Below are 17427 nucleotides of genomic sequence, written 5' to 3'. Positions count from 1 at the left end.
ACGGGAAAATGGGAAGCAGAAGCTTTTTGTCAGAATGTCGAGAAACCCCTTCTGCTTTTCTAAAGCAGAGGGGTTTCTCATTCCGTAAAAAATTTATTTTCGGGAATTTGTTGTAGGTAAAGAAGATCGCAAACCACCTTACACCCTAGGTCTACTACTCATAGTAAGTTGTCTTCTGGCACTAATTGATCGATGGAGACTACCTTTAATTCAATTCTTTCTCTGAATGGATGTAACATGGCATTCACCCCAGGTAAAAAATTGTAAACGAAACTTCCACATGACTTCACCACGATTTGGAGAAGCGAAAGACGACGACTCCTGGGGGAAAAGCAACAGCTGAAGATCCCGCAGGGCGATGTTCCCGAGGAAGCTGAAGCGTTGGCCGCGGACAGCGTCCGTCTGTAGTGAATGGAGAGTGTGGACTTTTTAGTCGACTAATTATACCTTATAAATTTGAATAATAGGTTAATCAATCAATAAAATGCTATGGAGAAAGTCTTAACAGTTTACAGGAAGCAGAAGCTTCCTGTTTTTTTATGGTTATTTCACCAGATTCACAGGTAGATGACTGCATGTTTTTCTCCTATAAAAGGGGCGGGCAATAAAAGGAGTCCTGCCACTAAAATTTGTCATTTTGGGCACCTTAAAAGTAGAAATGGGACCGAAATACATTTCACTTTAAAGGAGAGAAAGAAAATTAGTACAATACGACGCGGAAAAAAAGAAAATTCAAAAGTAGACTGGACAGTATTTGGGTTATCTGGAGGTTTATTGCTACTGTTTGCCTTACTATCATTTATTAGTATGGAGGCAGTAGGTTTATTTGTAAGTGAAACGTTTGCCTGGTCTGCTGCTTACTTTGGGGCATTTTGGCAGGTTCTTATGCTGGCTACGTTTGCAGTTGCTATTGTATTAGCTTTTTCGACCTACGGTAAAGTGCGATTAGGCAATACAAGCTCTCCTGAGTTAAGCAATTTTAAATGGATTTCGATTATTATGGCTACTTTGTTAGCAGGAGGGGGAGTGTTTTGGGCTGCTGCGGAGCCAATGTATCACTTCATGGAAGTACCTCCATTGCGCGGTGGAATTACTGAAGGAACACAGGAGGCGGTAGCACCTGCCTTATCCCAAAGCTTTATGCACTGGGGGTTTTTGGCCTGGGCAATATTGGGGACCATTAGTGCAGTCGTAATGATGTACGGATATTATCATAAAGGAATGCCGATGAAACCGCGAACGCTCTTATATCCGATGTTTGGGAAAAGATTAAATGAGAGCGTGTGGGGAAAAGTGATCGATGCTTTTTCCATCATTGCCGTAGCTGCCGGCACGATAGGACCGATTGGTTTTCTTGGACTTCAGGCCAGCTATGGGTTAGAAGCACTTTTTGGAATACCGGATATTTTTATGACGCAGCTCGGCATTATTATTGGAGTGGTAGCTATTTCAACTGTTTCAGCTGTAACAGGTTTGCATAAAGGAATACAGCTGTTAAGCCGGTTTAATGTTACTTTAGCCATTGTTCTAATGCTCGCTGTATTAATTTTGGGCCCGGGAGGCTTTATTATTGATTCTTTTATTTCTTCTTTTGGAACCTATGTTCATCAATTCATACCAATGAGCACTTATCGGGGAGACCAGGGATGGCTCAGCTTTTGGACGCTCTTCTTTTGGGGATGGTTTATCGGGTATGGGCCGATGATGGCTATGCTTATCAGCCGGATATCCAGGGGGCGGACCATCCGGGAAATTGTCATAGCGGTAGGGATTATTGCTCCGGTCGTAACAACATTCTGGTTTACCATTGTCGGAGGGAGCGGTATCTTTTTTGAATTGAATAACCCTGGTTCAGTTTCTGACGCTCTAAATGAAGCAGGAATGCCGGCATCAATGATCGCCATTACTGAACAACTACCTTTAGCGGTCATAATTTCTCCATTGTTTTTATTATTGACGGTATTGTTTGTCGTAACCACAGCTGATTCAATGGCTTACACCATTGCTATGGGTGTTACAGGACAAGGAAATCCCGGCAAAAGCATGAGAATTTTTTGGGCAATTCTCATGGGGACGATTGCGGTTATTCTGCTTTATTTAGGGGAAGGCAGCATTGACGCCCTTCAATCATTTATCGTCGTTACTGCTGTACCGGTCAGTGTTTTATTATTGCCTATGTTATGGCTTGCCCCAAGAGCAGCAAGGAAATTGGCTGAAGAACAGGGCCTGGTTACCCCTTCTAAAAGATCATAAAAAATAATCGTCCCGCTCATAAGGCCTCCTTCCTTTTACATTTAACAATAGGATGTAAGAGGTGTGATTGATTTTGGTTATTTTTGATTGAAAATGAATTAAAATGATTGATCATGATCGGGTGTGGGTATATAATTACAATGTAAGCGATTAAATGAGGGGGGGAGTATATGCTTCATATAGAAAGAAAAGAAATAATTTTGTCTGTATTAAAGAGTAAAGAAGTAGTTTCTGTTCAGGAACTTGTTGATGCAACACAAGCTTCTGAATCAACCATTCGCCGGGACCTTACAGATCTTGAAAAAGAGAACTATTTGAAAAGAGTTCATGGCGGCGCCTCTCTCCTTCGCAAAAAGAAAGAAGAATTAACTGTAGCAGAAAAAAAGGTAAGAAATATAGAAGAAAAAAAAGCCATAGCAGAATATGCTGCCAGCTTAATTAATACAGGAGAAAGTATTTTCTTAGATGCAGGGACTTCCACAATTGAGATGATTCCTCACCTTGCGGAAAAGAAAGTGGTGGTTGTCACAACTGGTGTTTATCATGTGCCTCTCTTGCTTGAACATCACATAGAAACCTATGTAGCAGGAGGCCATGTGAAACAAAATACCGGTGCTTTAGTTGGAACAAAGGCCTTGCTTTCACTGAGAGAATACCGGTTTGATAAATGCTTTTTAGGAATTAACGGTGTGCATCCAATTCATGGGTATACCACTCCTGATCCTGAGGAAGCAACTGTAAAACAGACCGCCCTGTCATTAGCAGCTAAAGCATATGTCCTGGCAGATCCCTCCAAGTTCGGCGAAGCTGTTTTTGCTTCAGTAGCTCCTATAGAACAGGCTGCTATTGTAACAACTGATTCATTACATGAGGAGTGCTTAGAGGAGTTAAAAGAAAAGACAGAAATTAAGGTGGTCAATCAACTATGATTTACACTCTCACTTTAAATCCAGCAGTAGATTACATTGTCAATGTATCAAATTTTGAAATTGGACAGGTAAACAGGGCATCAAAAGAAAGTAAGTTTGCTGGTGGAAAAGGCATTAATGTTTCAAAAGTGTTAACGAGGCTGGAAAAAGAAAGTACGGCTCTTGGGTTTATCGGAGGATTTACGGGCCAATATATTCAAACGTCTTTAGATAAAGAGAAAATTTCCTCTGAATTCATTCAGGTAAACGGTGATACAAGGATTAACGTGAAGTTAAAGACAGAAGAGGAGTCTGAAATCAATGGTATCTCACCAACTATTTCAGAAGAAAATCTAAGCAGCTTGAAAGAGCAGCTTGGCCATCTGAAAAGTACAGATGTACTGGTGCTTGCAGGCAGCGTCCCGGATACTGTGTCTTCTTCAATCTATACAGAAATAATAGATATGGTAAAAGAAAGAAATGTAAAGGTGTTTGTGGATACGAGCGGTCCGGCATTAAAAGAAGTAATGAAAACAAGCCCCTTTTTTATTAAGCCTAATCATCATGAATTAGCTGAACTTCTTGATGTAACAGTCAACACAGTAGAAGAGGCAGCTCATTTTGGAAAAAAAGCCCTTGAAAAGTGGGATATTACTCATCTTTTAATTTCAATGGCTGGTAAAGGAGCCGTTTATATTTCAAAAGATGAAGTTATGCATGCCACTGTTCCTTCAGGTAATGTAGTTAACTCGGTAGGGGCTGGAGATTCTATGGTTGCTGGATTTATAGCCGGCTTTGAAGAGGGACTTCCCTTAGAAGAAGTGCTGGCAACAGCGGTAGCCGCAGGCAGCGGGACAGCTTTTTCAAATGGTTTTTGTACAAAGGATCTCGTACATTCGTTGAAAAAGAACATTAAGATTACATCTCTCCAACAATAAATACTAGAGAGGATGAAAGAGATGAAAATTACAGAGCTTCTCAAAGCTGATACGATACAGCTCGACTTGCAAAGCTCTTCAAAAGAAGAAGTCATTGATGAATTAATTGGTACTCTTGATAAAGCGGGGCGCCTGCATGACCCTAAAGGATATAAAGAGGCCATCGTCGCCCGTGAAGAACAGAGCAGCACAGGAATAGGTGAAGGAGTAGCCATTCCCCATGCCAAAACAAGTGCTGTAAAAACACCGGCCATTGCTTTTGGGCGTTCTCAAAGCGGACTGGATTACGATTCTTTGGACGGCCAGCCTGCTCATTTATTCTTTATGATTGCTGCCAGTGAAGGGGCAAATCAAACACATTTAGAAACGTTATCACGTTTGTCCACCCTGCTGATGGACCAGGATTTCCGTGCCATCCTGTTGGAGGCTTCAACAAAAGAAGAGATTCTGATTGCCATTGATGAAAAAGAAAAAGAAAAGCTTGGTGGAGAAGAAGAAGAGGAAACAAGTGCGCCTAAAGAAGAGTCTGGAAAAAGGATTCTTGCGGTTACGGGCTGCCCAACAGGGATAGCCCACACGTATATGGCAGCTGATGCCTTGAAAGATAAAGCAAAAGAATTGGGTATTTCGATTAAAGTAGAAACGGCTGGATCAGGCGGAGTGAAAAACAAATTAACCTCTCAGGAAATCGAGGAAGCTGACGCGATTATTGTAGCAGCTGACACGAAAATTGAGATGGAGCGTTTCAGCGGCAAGCCGGTCATTCAAACAGGAGTGACCGATGGAATCCGTAAACCACATGACCTCCTTGAAAAAGCTGTCAAAGGAGAGGCTCCTATTTATAAAGGGAGCGGCGAAGGAGCAAAGTCTGAGGAAGGGGAACAGACTCGAGGAGGGTTTGGACGAGGCATATACAAGCATCTTATGAACGGTGTTTCCAACATGCTTCCTTTTGTTATCGGTGGTGGTATTTTAATTGCAATATCCTTCTTCTTTGGAATTGAATCAGCAGACCCTGCCCATCCTGACTACAATCCTTTTGCTGCAGCCTTAATGTCTATAGGCGGGGAGCATGCCTTTGGACTTATGGTGGCGGTTCTTGCTGGTTTTATTGCCATGAGTATTGCTGACCGCCCGGGGTTTGCTCCTGGTATGATAGGCGGTTTTATGGCAACAACAGGAGATGCAGGGTTTTTAGGCGGTTTAATTGCAGGTTTCTTAGCAGGTTATGTCGTCATCGGCGTTAAACGACTTTTGGCTAATCTTCCAAAAGTCTTTGATGGAATTAAAACCATTCTTTTTTACCCATTGATTAGCATTTTTGTTGTTGGTATTCTCATGTATTTTGTGATTATAGGGCCGATCAGTGCTTTTAATACGTTCTTAGAAGGCTGGCTTGGCGGCATGGGTACAGGAAACATCGTTCTTCTTGGTATTATCCTTGGAGGAATGATGGCTGTAGACATGGGCGGGCCAATTAATAAAGCAGCCTTCACGTTCGGAATTGCAATGATTGAAGCCGGAAATTTCGGTCCCCATGCAGCAATTATGGCTGGCGGTATGGTTCCTCCTCTTGGACTTGCCTTAGCAACTACTTTCTTTAAAAGCAAGTTCACAAAAGATGAAAGAAATGCCGGGGTAAGTAACTATTTCCTTGGGTCCTTCTTTATAACTGAAGGGGCGATTCCTTTTGCAGCTGCTGATCCAGGACGAGTGATTCCTTCGATCGTGATCGGTTCAGCAACAGCTGGAGGACTGGCCATGTTCTTTAATGCCGGGCTGCCGGCCCCTCATGGCGGGATCTTTGTTATCCCGACAATTCAAGGAAGTCCCCTTGCTTATTTATTAGCCATCGTCATTGGAGCTGTAGTAACTGCTCTGTTAGTAGGATTCTGGAAAAAACCAGTAACTAAATGATAAAGAAAAGGTGTCTCCATAAGGTCATACTGATTAGTGACCGGAAGAGACACCTTTTTCTATTGCCTGTGGGTAACTTACGAAATAGTAAGCAAAAAGAGAGTATCGCCAAAAGTCGGCTTTTGGTGACACTCTCAATAATAATTATGAAGATAACTCAAGAATGGTTCCTGTTTTTGCATCTACCACAAAATCCATTTGCTTTGTTTCATCCTGTTCAGTGCTGGATATTCCGCCGCGATAGACTTTATAAACGAGGTTATCTTTATTGTATTTTTCGGGAGTCATATGGATCCATGATCCGTTAACCGGGATGTGGTCCTGCACGTTTTGTTTAACTACTTTAAGCGCTTTTTCAGGAGAAATATGTTCCCCGCCAATTTTGTCTTTCAGCAGGTAGCCTGCTAAAAAGCCAAGTCCTACACCAATAAGAATATCTCTGATTTTCATGCTTTCCCACCCTTTCTTATCAAGTAATTTCAAGTATAACTCACATCTATTAAATTTCCAATTAAATGCTTTATTACTATTCCTTTTTTTTCCTGTGTTGTTGAAGAGCAGGAAGGAAAGTAGATAAAAAACTATTATTTCTGTAAAATGGTAAAAGAATATTTAGATGAAGGGAGCTTATTATGAATCAAGAAACTCGTGAAATGTTTAAGACATTAACTGAATTACCTGGAGCCCCTGGGTTTGAACATGAAGTACGGAAATACGTTCGACAAGAACTTGAAAAATATAGTGATGATATTGTTCAGGATCGCCTCGGAGGAATCTTTGGGGTAAAGAAAGGAAAAGAGGAAGACCCAAAAGTCATGGTGGCAGGTCACATGGACGAAGTGGGCTTTATGGTTACTTCTATTAGTGAGAAAGGACTTATTCGTTTCCAGACCCTTGGAGGGTGGTGGAGCCAGGTTCTTTTAGCGCAGCGTGTTGAAATTATTACGGAACAAGGGCCTGTTATAGGAGTAATAGGGTCAACGCCGCCTCATCTGTTAGAAGAGGCACAGCGTAAAAAACCTATGGACATCAAAAAAATGTACATAGATATTGGTGCAGATAATAAAAAAGATGCAGAAAGCATCGGTATTAAGCCTGGTCAGCAAGTTGTGCCTGTCTGTCCTTTTACTCCTATGGCCAATGAAAAGAAAATCCTTGCAAAATCGTGGGATAATCGGTACGGCGTTGGGCTGTCAATTGAACTTTTAAAAGAGCTGAAAGATGAAGTCATTCCTAATACTCTATATTCCGGCTCTACGGTACAGGAAGAAGTGGGGCTTCGTGGGGCGGCAGTCGCTGCGCAAATGATAAAGCCAGACATTTTCTATGCTCTTGACGCCAGTCCTGCAAATGATGCTACAGGCGGAAAGCAAGCCTTTGGTCATTTGGGTAAAGGAGCGTTAGTACGAATTTATGACCGTACAATGATTACTCACCGAGGCATGAGAGAGTTTGTTCTTGATACGGCCGAAAGCAACAATATAAATTATCAGTTCTTTATCTCTCAAGGAGGTACAGATGCAGGAAAAGTCCATATGTCTAATGATGGTGTTCCATCAGCCGTAATAGGAGTATGCTCTCGATATATTCATACAGCAGCATCAATTCTTCATATCGATGATTATGCCGCTGCTAAAGAACTCATTACCAAGCTTGTGCGAACAACCGACAAGAATGCCTTGGAACAGATCCGCAGCCAGGTATAATATAGTTTCTTTCCAAAAAGACCGCTCCTAAAGGTGCGGTCTTTTATTGATGGGTCAGTTATCTAATAACACGGCTTCTTGTGACAGAGCCTTTTGGAAAAGCCCTTGATGAGTTTTAAGAAAAACCATAAGGCTTATGCTTCATACGTTTAACCTTTGAATAAATCGGTAAAGAGATAACTAATCTTTAGGGAAGGGTGTGTAAACTTTGAAAGCAGTTACTTATCAAGGGCTCGATGATATTCAAGTAAAGGAAATGGAAGATCCTAAAATACAAACAGGTGACGACATGGTTATTAGGATAACGGCATCAGGGATCTGCGGATCAGATTTACATCTTTATAAGAATGGGATTCCTTTGGAAGAAGATTACATTATAGGGCACGAGCCAATGGGGATCGTGGAGGAAGTTGGTCCGGAAGTAAAGAACTTGAAAAAAGGTGACCGAGTTGTTATTCCATTTAACGTGAGCTGCGGAACTTGCTTTTATTGTGAGCACCAGATGGAAAGTCAATGTGATGAAGCAAACCCTCATGCGGATAATGGCGGCCTTTTTGGATACTCTAAGCAATTCGGAAACTATCCTGGCGGACAGGCTGAGTTTTTAAGAGTGCCTTATGCAGACCAGACCTCTTTTAAAGTTCCAGAAAGCAGTGAGCTGGATGATGAAAGTGTCTTATTTTTATCCGATGTAATTCCGACTTCCTGGTGGAGCGTGGAAAAGGTTAAAAAAGGTGATACTGTCCTTGTGCTGGGCTGCGGTCCTATTGGACTCATGACTCAAAAGCTGGCCTGGATAAAAGGTGCAGAAAGGGTAATTGCAGTGGATCATGTGCCGCACAGACTAGAGCACGCAAGAAGAACAAACAATGTGGAAGTTTACAATATGAAGGAAACAAAGGAAATAGGAGCACTGCTTCATGAAGAAACAAAAGGCGGTGCAGATGTAGTGGTGGATTGTGTAGGGATGGACGGAACCGTTCACCCAGAAGAGGAGTTCGGTTCTGATGCTGATAACCAGGCTGGTACAATAAGTCCAATTGTGACAGCTTCTCAGGCTGTCAGGAAGTTTGGTTTGATTCAATTAACAGGTGTATATGCTTCGGCAGCTAACGATTTTCCTCTAGGGGATTTATTTGGACGAAACGTGTCGCTTAAAATGGGGCAGGCACCAGTCGTTCATATGATGCCTAAGCTATATGAAATGGTTGAAAATCGTGAGTTTGATCCAACGGATATTATCACTCACCGAATGTCCATTGATGAAGCTCCCGAAGCTTACAAGATTTTTGACAAAAAAGAAGACGGCAACATAAAAGTAGTGTTGAAGCCGTAAACTCAGAATCCCTTTACAGGGATTCTCAGACTGTCGAGGAACCCACGCTTTTCTAAAGCGTGGGTTCCTAATGTTTTGGAGAAATGTCGTCTTCCAGCCATTTTATTTGCTCTAAAAATGCAAAAACACCCCTTAGCTAGCTGTAAGGTGGTTGGCGATCTTCTTTATATTCTGCACTGTGGCTGTCATCAGCGCCTGTTCCGATGCGCCTTTCAAACTGTGCAACCGGCAGTAGCTAAACCCGTGGAGCTGTTAGCGTTTGCGAAGCTTCGCTCAATCGTTTCTTTTCTCTTTTTATAAATCGTCTTTCCTTCTTTGGAAAGTCTGTGTTCCCTTAGGATTAAAGCGACGGTGAGCGATAACACCCATGATGTTCCGTTCTTCTATTCCTTTGCATAACGGCACTGTCGATGGGTGGACGACCGTTGTCTTCACTGTAGTAGGGCTTGACTTTGTCATATATAAAGGAAAAATCAATTGTGGCTGCAATTTTCCGGAGTAAGTGGTCTTAAGGAACCAGTTGATCAATCGATATCATTTCCAATTCAACTTGCTTCTCGCGGATTGGACATAACATGTGTTATCCTCCTTTTTTGAGTAGCAAAAGACGGCGACTCCGGCGGGAAGAGCAGGAGCTGAAGACCCCACAGGGTGATTTTCCCGAGGAGGCTGAGGCCCTGCCCGCTGCATAGAAGCCACCGTTCATGCGAATGAAATGTAGCTTGAACGGATGACGCACTTGTACCTTTAGGTAAAAGCGTCCGTCTGTAGCGATTTCTTACTATATATTGTACTATAATCATCTGATTAATCGGATGATTAAAGGTGAAAAAACAGGTTGTGAGACGACTTTCTCACCAACCTGAGAATCACTTTACAGGGATTCTTTTTTTTGTTTAAAGTTAGTCTATACTTTTAGTACATAGAGTTTGTTAATCACGATTAATGTGTGAGGTGGAGTATTATGCTAATAGGAGTCGGTTCAACGAATAATGCGAAATTAAAAGCTGTGGAAGACGCTCTTCAAGAGTGCAAGATTAAGATTCAAGGAATAAACGCACCATCTCAAGTCAGAGACCAGCCGTTAACTGACGAAGAAACAAAAGAGGGGGCAGTAAACAGGGCGATTTACTGTATTAAGCAAAATAAAGATATAGTGATAGGAATTGGCCTTGAAGGAGGGGTCACAAAAATGGAAGACGGCTTGTTTTTGTGTAATTGGGGAGCACTTGCGGACCAGGAGGGGAGAATTGTAACAGCCTCCGGTGCAAGAATTTTACTACCGGAAAATGCTGAGGAAGATATAGAGGCGGGCCTTGAATTAAAAGATATAATAGAAAAGATTACAGGAAGAAAAAATGTACATCAAAGCGAGGGAGCTGCAGGTCTTTTGACAGCTGGGTTCGTACATAGAAATGAATTATTTTCCCATGTTATCAGACTCCTGTATGGGCAATGGTTGTATCAAAAAGCGGAACTGGAAGGTGACCAGAGGGGGAGATAAACACTACCAGCTCCCTCTGTGAGCAGTCATTGCTCACGAGGAAGCTGATATGTTGCCCGGTGCCATAACAGGCATCGTGAATACAAAATGAAGGGCAGCTTGATCAGAGCTGCCACTTGCCTTCCGATAAAGCGTAGAGAAGCTAAGTACTTTTTAATTGGCTTCAAAAACGTAGGAAAGAGCTTTTAAGGCTTGTTCTTTCGTTTCAACTACAACATTTGCTTTGTTTGCAAGCTCCTTTACAGGGTGATGAAGCTCTTTTGGTCTTACGATAATTAATGGCTTATTTAAAGCAATGGCTGTAGCAGCGTCCATAGCTGTGTTCCATTGTTTGTACTTCTCTCCGAACAGCGCGATCACCACATCTGCTTTTTGCAGCAGGATTTGAGTACGGAGATTATTAAATGCTGATGCAGCTTCATCCTTAAAGATGTTGTCTGGCTGTTCACCTAGAATTTCTTCTCCAATATTATCGGAGCGGTCATGATTTTCCATAGGGCCAAAAAATTGTAAAGGAAGCTCCCATTCACTGGCAGCCTTTCGAAATTCTTCCCGCCAGTTATCATGGATTTGTCCTGCTAAGTATACATTAAGTTCCAAAAGTGGTTCCTCCTCATTTTTTGTATTTTTCTGATTCCATTTAACTATAATATTCTTGTAAAGGTATTTGCAAACAAGTATGATAATAATCAGGCACATAAATTGTCACATTTACAATAAAGGGAGAGGAAAGGCATGAAGGACTTTTTTTTACGTAAAGGTGTAAAGTTATCTGTAAAGACATACGGGGTGACTGCACTGAGTTTCATGGCTTTGGGGCTTTTTTCCTCCTTAATCATAGGTTTAATTATGAGAACGTTAGGGGAGCAGTTAGGAAACTATCCTATTGGTCCTTTTTTTGAGGATATGGGCACACTGGCCATGGGATTAATGGGACCGGCTATCGGTGCAGCCGTGGCCTATGGATTAAATGCTCCTCGTCTGGTTTTATTTGCGGCTATTGTGAGCGGTGCCGCGGGAGCAGAACTGGGCGGGCCTGCTGGAGCTTTTATCGCTGCACTATTGTCAACAGAAATAGGAAAGCTTGTCTCCAAAGAAACGAGAGTGGATATCATTGTTACACCCTTTGTGACCATTTTAACTGGGTTTACGGTTGCGAATTGGCTCGGACCGGTGATTAATTCAGGATTAGTTCAGTTTGGCCAGTTAATCATGTGGGCAACAGAGCAACAGCCCTTTGTAATGGGTATTCTTGTAGCCAGTTTAATGGGACTTGCCTTAACAGCTCCTATTTCAAGTGCTGCTATAGCCATTATGCTGGAGCTTGAAGGTCTGGCAGCGGGGGCTGCTACAGTAGGATGTGCAGCACAAATGGTTGGGTTTGCTGTAAGCAGTTACAGAGAAAATGGAATGTCAGGGCTAGCTGCACTAGGGATCGGCACATCTATGCTTCAGGCACCCAACGCGTTAAAAAACCCTCTCATCCTCATTCCTCCTACTGTAGCAGGAGCTGTTCTTGCACCGCTTTCAACGATGGTCTTTTTTATGGAGAATAATGCCGCTGGAGCTGGAATGGGGACAAGCGGACTTGTTGGGCAGATCATGACCTTTTCTGTCATGGGGTTTTCAGGTGATGTTCTGTTAGCGGTTCTTCTTTTGCATGTTGCAGGGCCTGCCGTTATTTGTTTCCTTGTTTCCGAGTGGATGCGAAAGAAAAATTGGATTAAACTAGGAGATATGAAAATCGAACAAGGATAAGAAGGAGGGCCAATAACGGTGGAAGCTTTACTTACAGCAGGTGATTTTGAAAAAGCGATACAAGGAGAAAAAGTAATTGTTTTGTTTTCTGCTGATTGGTGTCCAGACTGCAGAGTGATTGAGCCTGTCTTACCAGGCATAGAAGAGAAATATCGGGATTTTACTTTTTACCATGCCGATCGTGATGAATTATTAGAAAAGTGCCAGGAATATGATGTGTATGGTATCCCTAGTTTTATTGGTTTCCATCGTGGGAAAGAAGTTCATCGTTTTGTAGATAAAAAAAGAAAAACAGAAGAGCAAATTATTGAATTTATAAAAGATACAATAGAAAAGCTTTAACAAAAAGACTCTCCCTGCTTTCCGGCAGCCGTTTTTGGGAGAGTCTTTCTCAATGGCCAAATCTTCTTGTAAGCCGGCATCTAGCATACTGGATACAGGCCGGGGTCACAATAGTTGGGAATGGAATTTACACATGTTAAAATAAAGCGATAGACGGATACGGACAATTGAGGTGAGATGATTGAGTATTAAAGATATAAATGATTTAAAAGAGGTTTTAGAGAAAAGGCTGGGAGGAAAAGATAAGTCGCTCAGCTTTGATAAGGAGCAAAGTGTGCTCCGGGTAGAATATCTCCCCCTAAAAAAAGGGGTAGACCTTGACTTAAACAAACTCTTAGCAAAATACGAAAACAAGCAGGAAAAAGCAATAGACGAAATTGTCTATTACATTACCACTTCCTTTGAAGCAATGAACAAAAGCATTACGTTAAAAGGGAAAGAATCCCATATATATCCAGTGATTCGTTCCACTTCCTTTCCTACCGAAACAAAAGACGGGCAGCCGCTTTTATATGAAGAGCATACAGCAGAAACAAGAATTTACTATGCTCTTGACATGGGGGAAGCTTATACGATGCTTGACAAGGTAACATTGGAGCGGGAAGGTATGAGCTTTGAGGAAATCAAAGAAACAGCACAATTTAACCTGCGTGCCTTATCCTACAATATTAAAGAAGACCAGGTGGCGGGAAACCGTTTTTATTTTATTAATTCTAATGATGGATATGATGCAAGCAAGATCCTGAATGAGGCGCTTTTAGAAAAACTAGAGAGAGACGCAGAAGGGGATTTGGCTGTAGCAGTCCCTCACCAGGACGTTCTGATTGTGGCTGACATTCTAAATGAACAAGGATATGACGTTCTTGGACAGATGGCCTTTAAGTTTTTTGGAGAAGGCCGTGTACCTATTACAGCACTTCCTTTTCTTTATGAGAAAGGTCGGTTGGAGCCAATCTTCATCCTTGCCCGCAAGAAGCCTAAGGAGTAGGAAATAAGCTGTAAGTATGTGTTACAATATACCTTGGCTTAATAACTGAATATACGGCATAAAAAGGAGTTTTTGAAGATGAATATTTTTTACAATGGCACAGGAATAGGAGACGTGCTCCTTGTTTCACTAAAAGAAATCCCTAAGGAAGAACGTTTAGTTGAGCGTAAGGGAGATGTAGCACGTTTATTTGACAAAAGAAACGGTCAAACAGTGGGCTTTAATATATTTAACATTTCTAACATCAAATCCATTAATGGCACGGGAATGCTTCCTCTAACCGATGAATTGCTTGAAGCGATAAATAAAGCACTGGAACACAACGATTTTGAGGAAACAATAGAAGCTCCAAAGGAATCTAACTTTGTAGTAGGTTATGTGAAGGAAAAAAGTAAACACCCTGACGCTGATAAGTTAAGTGTCTGCCAGGTAGACGTTGGAGAAGAAACGCTTCAGATTGTGTGCGGAGCACCGAACATTGAAGAAGGCCAAAAGGTCCCTGTTGCAATGGTTGGAGCCTCTATGCCAACGGGGATGAACATTAAAGCTGCAAAGTTAAGAGGTGTGGAATCAACAGGAATGATCTGTTCTGCCAAAGAATTGGTCCTTCCGGATGCACCACGCGAGAAGGGGATTTTGGTACTGGATGATCGCTTTAAGGTCGGAGAGGATTTCCTAGAGCAGTATCACGGTTAAATGAAGGTACGACTTATGTATGAGTTTTCAAAAAAACCATTGGCAGGGGCTAGTGGTTTTTTTTGTCCTTCGTTAAAATAAGAGTACCTCTGTCACTGCTGGTGAGGGAAAAGGAATAAGTTAAAAAAGAATATGAATAACAATAACTATAGAAAAAAGAAACGGGTGATGAAAGACGTGCCTTTTAGCTTTCAAGAAATGATGAAAAAAATGCAGAAGTTTTTTTTCGGAGAAGAGGATAGTACATTTCCCTCTTCAAAGCAGGAACAAAAGCCCGAACGATCCTATGGAAGGGTTCATTCTGAAGGTGAAGTAGGAGCAAAAATGCTTCACCAGTATCCTGAAAAAGGGAATTTTCGTTTTCCATTGAACGTTGATGATACCCATCCGCCCCGGAATCGAAAGCCGGTTGCTCAAAAGACGAATAACGGTCCTTCCCCTATGAAGGACAGGAAAGTTTCAAATATTAAGGGAGCGGATGCCAACTCTACCAATACATTTCGCAGCCCTGCAGAAAAAGAGGTTTTTCAGAAAAGAAATATCAAAATGAAGAATGATGAAATTGGTGAAACGAAAAAAACGGAACAGGGACAAGGAAAAGAAGAAAATGACAGTGCCCAGCATAAATCGCTGTTTTCTGGAACAAACTTTGAGCCGCAAAGCATACCTTCACCGGTTTTTGGCTATGAAAAGGTTCCGCTCCATCAAGATTACTTAAAAAAGAGAACGGGGAAAATCTCCTATCAAACCTCTGAAAGAAGTATACCCTCCCCTTCCATTTTAAGTGAAAAAGAAGAAGGGTCTTTTTCTGAGAATAAAAAAGAGGAGACAGGAAGGGTATATAATTCTTCAGCTACTTCAATAGAAGAGGTCGCAGCCATCTCCGAATTGCTCAACAGAGCTCAAAGAAAGAAGCCAGAGCCTAGAAAGGTAGAAAGCTTTTATGTAGGGAACCTTGAGGAAGGAAGAATTGTCCGCCCCTCTGAAAGGGATTTTGAGGAGGGTCCAGAAGAAAGCTTTCACAAAGAGAGTTTCCAAGAACCAGAGAAGGAGAATGTAAGTCAAATACGTGCAAAAAAGGCAGAGGGGTTCAACGATTCTGCTTGGCAAGCGACCGAAGACCAAACAGGTCAAGAAGTTAACGAGGAGGAGATCCTGCAAGAGAGCGTGGAAAGCTCTTATTTTGATGAAGAAAATTCCATCTCTAAGGTAGAAGGAGAGGTTTCCAAACAAGAAGAGGAAAGAGAAAAAACACACACCGCTTTTGATCAAGCTTCCAGCTTACCTGAAGTGGAAACACCCTCTCTTCATAAAAGCGAACCGGTGATTGCCAAGAATGATACTTCCAATGAAGCTATGGAAAACGGACTGAGTAATTCAGGGAAAGAAACGGCTCCTCAAGCCGCCAGGAAAGAAGCAACAGAAGTTCGTTCTTTACAAAAGGGAGAAAAAACGAACCCGTCGAAAAGGAAGAATGAGACTGGGCAATCATCCGTTCCTTTCAACGTCCTTATGTATCCAAAAGACCGTATGAAATCAGAGAAAAAAAAGAACCTTCACTCCGGGGGAGGCAATAATAACTATACAAAGCCAAGTATACAATTGTTAAATATCCCGCCCAGAAAAGAGACGTCGGGTGAAAATGCTTTAGCTGAGCAGCGAGAACTTCTGGAAAGAACGCTTCATAACTTTAATGTTGATGCAAGAGTGGTAGATGTAACACAAGGACCTTCTGTAACGAGGTTTGAAGTACAGCCAGCTCCAGGAGTAAAGGTTAACAAAGTAACAAACCTGACAGACGACATAAAAATGGCAATGGCTGCAAAGGATCTCAGAATGGAGGCTCCAATACCAGGGAAGAATGCAATCGGTATAGAAGTGCCTAACCCGGAAAGCACCCCGGTGTTTCTCCGTGAAATATTAAGGCATGAATCTTTTATAAGAAATGAGTCTCCTTTAGCCGTTGCCTTGGGGCTGGATATTTCCGGGGCTCCGATCGTAGCTGATTTACAGAAGATGCCCCACGGGTTAATAGCTGGAGCAACTGGTTCTGGAAAGAGTGTGTGCATAAATTCCATATTATTAAGCCTTCTGTTCAAGGCTTCACCGGAAGAAGTAAAGCTTATGCTTATTGATCCAAAAATGGTTGAACTTGCTTCATATAGGGAAATCCCTCATTTAGTCACTCCTGTCATTAATGACGCGAAAGAAGCAACAGCAGGATTGAAATGGGCTGTTCAGGAAATGGACACTCGTTATGAGAAACTGGCTCACGAAGGTGTTAGAGATATAAAGAAATATAACGAAAAAGTTACGAAAAAAGGACGCCCTGAAGATAAAATGCCTTATATGGTCATTATCATCGATGAGCTTGCAGACTTAATGATGGTCTCGCCTCAGGATGTAGAGGATGCAGTTTGCCGAATTGCCCAAAAGGCAAGGGCGTGTGGCATGCACCTGCTTTTAGCTACTCAAAGACCTTCTGTGGATGTCATTACAGGCTTAATTAAGGCCAATATTCCAACCAGGGTTGCTTTCTCAGTTTCATCCCAGGTCGATTCAAGGACGATTCTGGATATGAGCGGGGCTGAAAGATTAATAGGAAAGGGGGATATGCTTTTCCACGCAAATGGAGCCTCCAAGCCGTTACGCGTCCAGGGAACCTTTGTATCAGATGAAGAAATTGACCTGGTAACAGAGCATGTACGCCGCCAGCAAAAACCGGCGTATTTCCTTAAAAGAGAAGAGCTTGTCAAAAAACATCAACGCCAGGAAGTAGAGGACGATTTATTTATAGATGCCTGTGAGTTTGTAACAGAGCAGGGCAGTGCCTCTTCCTCACTTCTGCAAAGGCAGTTTTCCATTGGATTTAACCGGGCGGCAAGGTTAATTGATATGATGGAAGCAAAAGGAATTATATCGGAAGCAATGGGTACAAAACCAAGGAGAGTGCTGCTTTCTATGGAGGATATCGAAGAGAAGGTTCTTCAGGAGGAAGCATAAAAAGGAAGAGAACTTGTCTTCTTCTCAAAGGTTCTATATGATAGATATTAACACAAAATAATCCTACTAACTGTTGCA

The 17427-nt window shown here is 42.0% G+C and carries 14 protein-coding genes and 2 pseudogenes; 12 read left to right on the top strand and 4 right to left on the bottom strand.

Translation table 11 applies throughout. The annotated features are described in order from the left end of the window. Positions 1 to 708: 708 nt before the first annotated feature. The 4 genes from ACFPU1_RS08470 (at position 709) to ACFPU1_RS08455 (ending at position 6016) form a co-directional block, all read left to right on the top strand. Positions 709 to 2253: a BCCT family transporter gene (locus ACFPU1_RS08470; RefSeq protein WP_385940505.1), complete on the top strand. Its 1545-nt coding sequence runs from the start codon at positions 709 to 711 to the stop codon at positions 2251 to 2253. Between the two features lie 170 nt (positions 2254 to 2423). After that, positions 2424 to 3182, top strand: coding sequence for a DeoR/GlpR family DNA-binding transcription regulator (locus tag ACFPU1_RS08465; protein WP_385940104.1), 759 nt, complete (start codon positions 2424 to 2426; stop codon positions 3180 to 3182). Next, positions 3179 to 4099, top strand: coding sequence for a 1-phosphofructokinase (pfkB, locus tag ACFPU1_RS08460; RefSeq protein ID WP_385940102.1), 921 nt, complete (start codon positions 3179 to 3181; stop codon positions 4097 to 4099). The genes ACFPU1_RS08465 and pfkB overlap by 4 nt, the downstream gene beginning before the upstream one ends. 21 nt (positions 4100 to 4120) lie before the next feature. Next, a complete protein-coding gene (locus ACFPU1_RS08455) occupies positions 4121 to 6016 on the top strand; it encodes a PTS fructose transporter subunit IIABC (RefSeq protein ID WP_385940100.1) in 1896 nt (631 codons plus the stop codon). A gap of 144 nt (positions 6017 to 6160) precedes the next feature. On the opposite strand, the gene ACFPU1_RS08450 is transcribed toward ACFPU1_RS08455, so the two are convergent. Next, positions 6161 to 6466 carry a PepSY domain-containing protein gene (locus ACFPU1_RS08450; RefSeq protein ID WP_054637670.1) on the bottom strand — a complete coding sequence of 102 codons (306 nt, stop codon included), beginning with the start codon at positions 6464 to 6466 and terminating at the stop codon, positions 6161 to 6163. 182 nt (positions 6467 to 6648) lie between these two features. On the opposite strand from ACFPU1_RS08450, the gene ACFPU1_RS08445 reads away from it, so the two are divergent. After that, the gene (locus ACFPU1_RS08445; protein ID WP_385940097.1) at positions 6649 to 7722 is read left to right on the top strand and encodes a M42 family metallopeptidase; all 1074 of its coding nucleotides are present in this window, start codon (positions 6649 to 6651) and stop codon (positions 7720 to 7722) included. 208 nt (positions 7723 to 7930) lie between these two features. Then, on the top strand, positions 7931 to 9058 hold the full coding sequence (locus ACFPU1_RS08440) for a zinc-dependent alcohol dehydrogenase (RefSeq protein WP_054637669.1): 1128 nt from the start codon (positions 7931 to 7933) through the stop codon (positions 9056 to 9058). Between the two features lie 132 nt (positions 9059 to 9190). Here the strand turns inward: ACFPU1_RS08440 and ACFPU1_RS08435 are convergent. Then, a pseudogene (locus ACFPU1_RS08435) lies at positions 9191 to 9378 on the bottom strand (transposase); the annotation flags it as partial. Between the two features lie 74 nt (positions 9379 to 9452). Further along, positions 9453 to 9635: pseudogene (locus ACFPU1_RS08430) on the bottom strand (transposase); the annotation flags it as partial. Between the two features lie 387 nt (positions 9636 to 10022). On the opposite strand from ACFPU1_RS08430, the gene ACFPU1_RS08425 reads away from it, so the two are divergent. Further along, a complete protein-coding gene (locus ACFPU1_RS08425) occupies positions 10023 to 10562 on the top strand; it encodes a DUF84 family protein (protein WP_385940095.1) in 540 nt (179 codons plus the stop codon). A 153-nt stretch (positions 10563 to 10715) separates the two neighbouring features. Here ACFPU1_RS08425 and ACFPU1_RS08420 read toward each other — a convergent pair whose 3' ends face one another. Further along, positions 10716 to 11162, bottom strand: coding sequence for a YtoQ family protein (locus ACFPU1_RS08420; protein ID WP_385940093.1), 447 nt, complete (start codon positions 11160 to 11162; stop codon positions 10716 to 10718). 135 nt (positions 11163 to 11297) lie between these two features. Between ACFPU1_RS08420 and ACFPU1_RS08415 the strand changes: the two genes are divergently transcribed. From ACFPU1_RS08415 to ACFPU1_RS08395, 5 genes are all read left to right on the top strand, one after another. After that, entirely contained in the window at positions 11298 to 12320 is a 1023-nt protein-coding gene (locus ACFPU1_RS08415; protein ID WP_385940091.1) for a PTS sugar transporter subunit IIC, read from the top strand. Positions 12321 to 12338: 18 nt separating this feature from the next. Beyond that, entirely contained in the window at positions 12339 to 12662 is a 324-nt protein-coding gene (locus ACFPU1_RS08410; protein ID WP_385940089.1) for a thioredoxin family protein, read from the top strand. A gap of 187 nt (positions 12663 to 12849) precedes the next feature. After that, positions 12850 to 13650 (top strand): DUF1444 family protein, encoded by an 801-nt coding sequence (locus ACFPU1_RS08405; RefSeq protein ID WP_385940503.1) that lies wholly within the window; start codon positions 12850 to 12852, stop codon positions 13648 to 13650. A 78-nt stretch (positions 13651 to 13728) separates the two neighbouring features. Continuing rightward, positions 13729 to 14346, top strand: coding sequence for a YtpR family tRNA-binding protein (gene ytpR, locus ACFPU1_RS08400; RefSeq protein WP_385940087.1), 618 nt, complete (start codon positions 13729 to 13731; stop codon positions 14344 to 14346). A 177-nt stretch (positions 14347 to 14523) separates the two neighbouring features. Continuing rightward, complete coding sequence (locus ACFPU1_RS08395; RefSeq protein ID WP_385940085.1) at positions 14524 to 17349, top strand: DNA translocase FtsK; 2826 nt, start codon at positions 14524 to 14526, stop codon at positions 17347 to 17349. Positions 17350 to 17427: the final 78 nt, after the last annotated feature.

The organism is Thalassorhabdus alkalitolerans, from assembly GCF_042656525.1.
GTDB classification, from domain to species: Bacteria; Bacillota; Bacilli; order Bacillales; family Marinococcaceae; genus Thalassorhabdus; species Thalassorhabdus alkalitolerans.
Note: the sequence above shows the minus strand (reverse complement) of the source record. Positions and strands in the feature narration are given on the sequence as shown.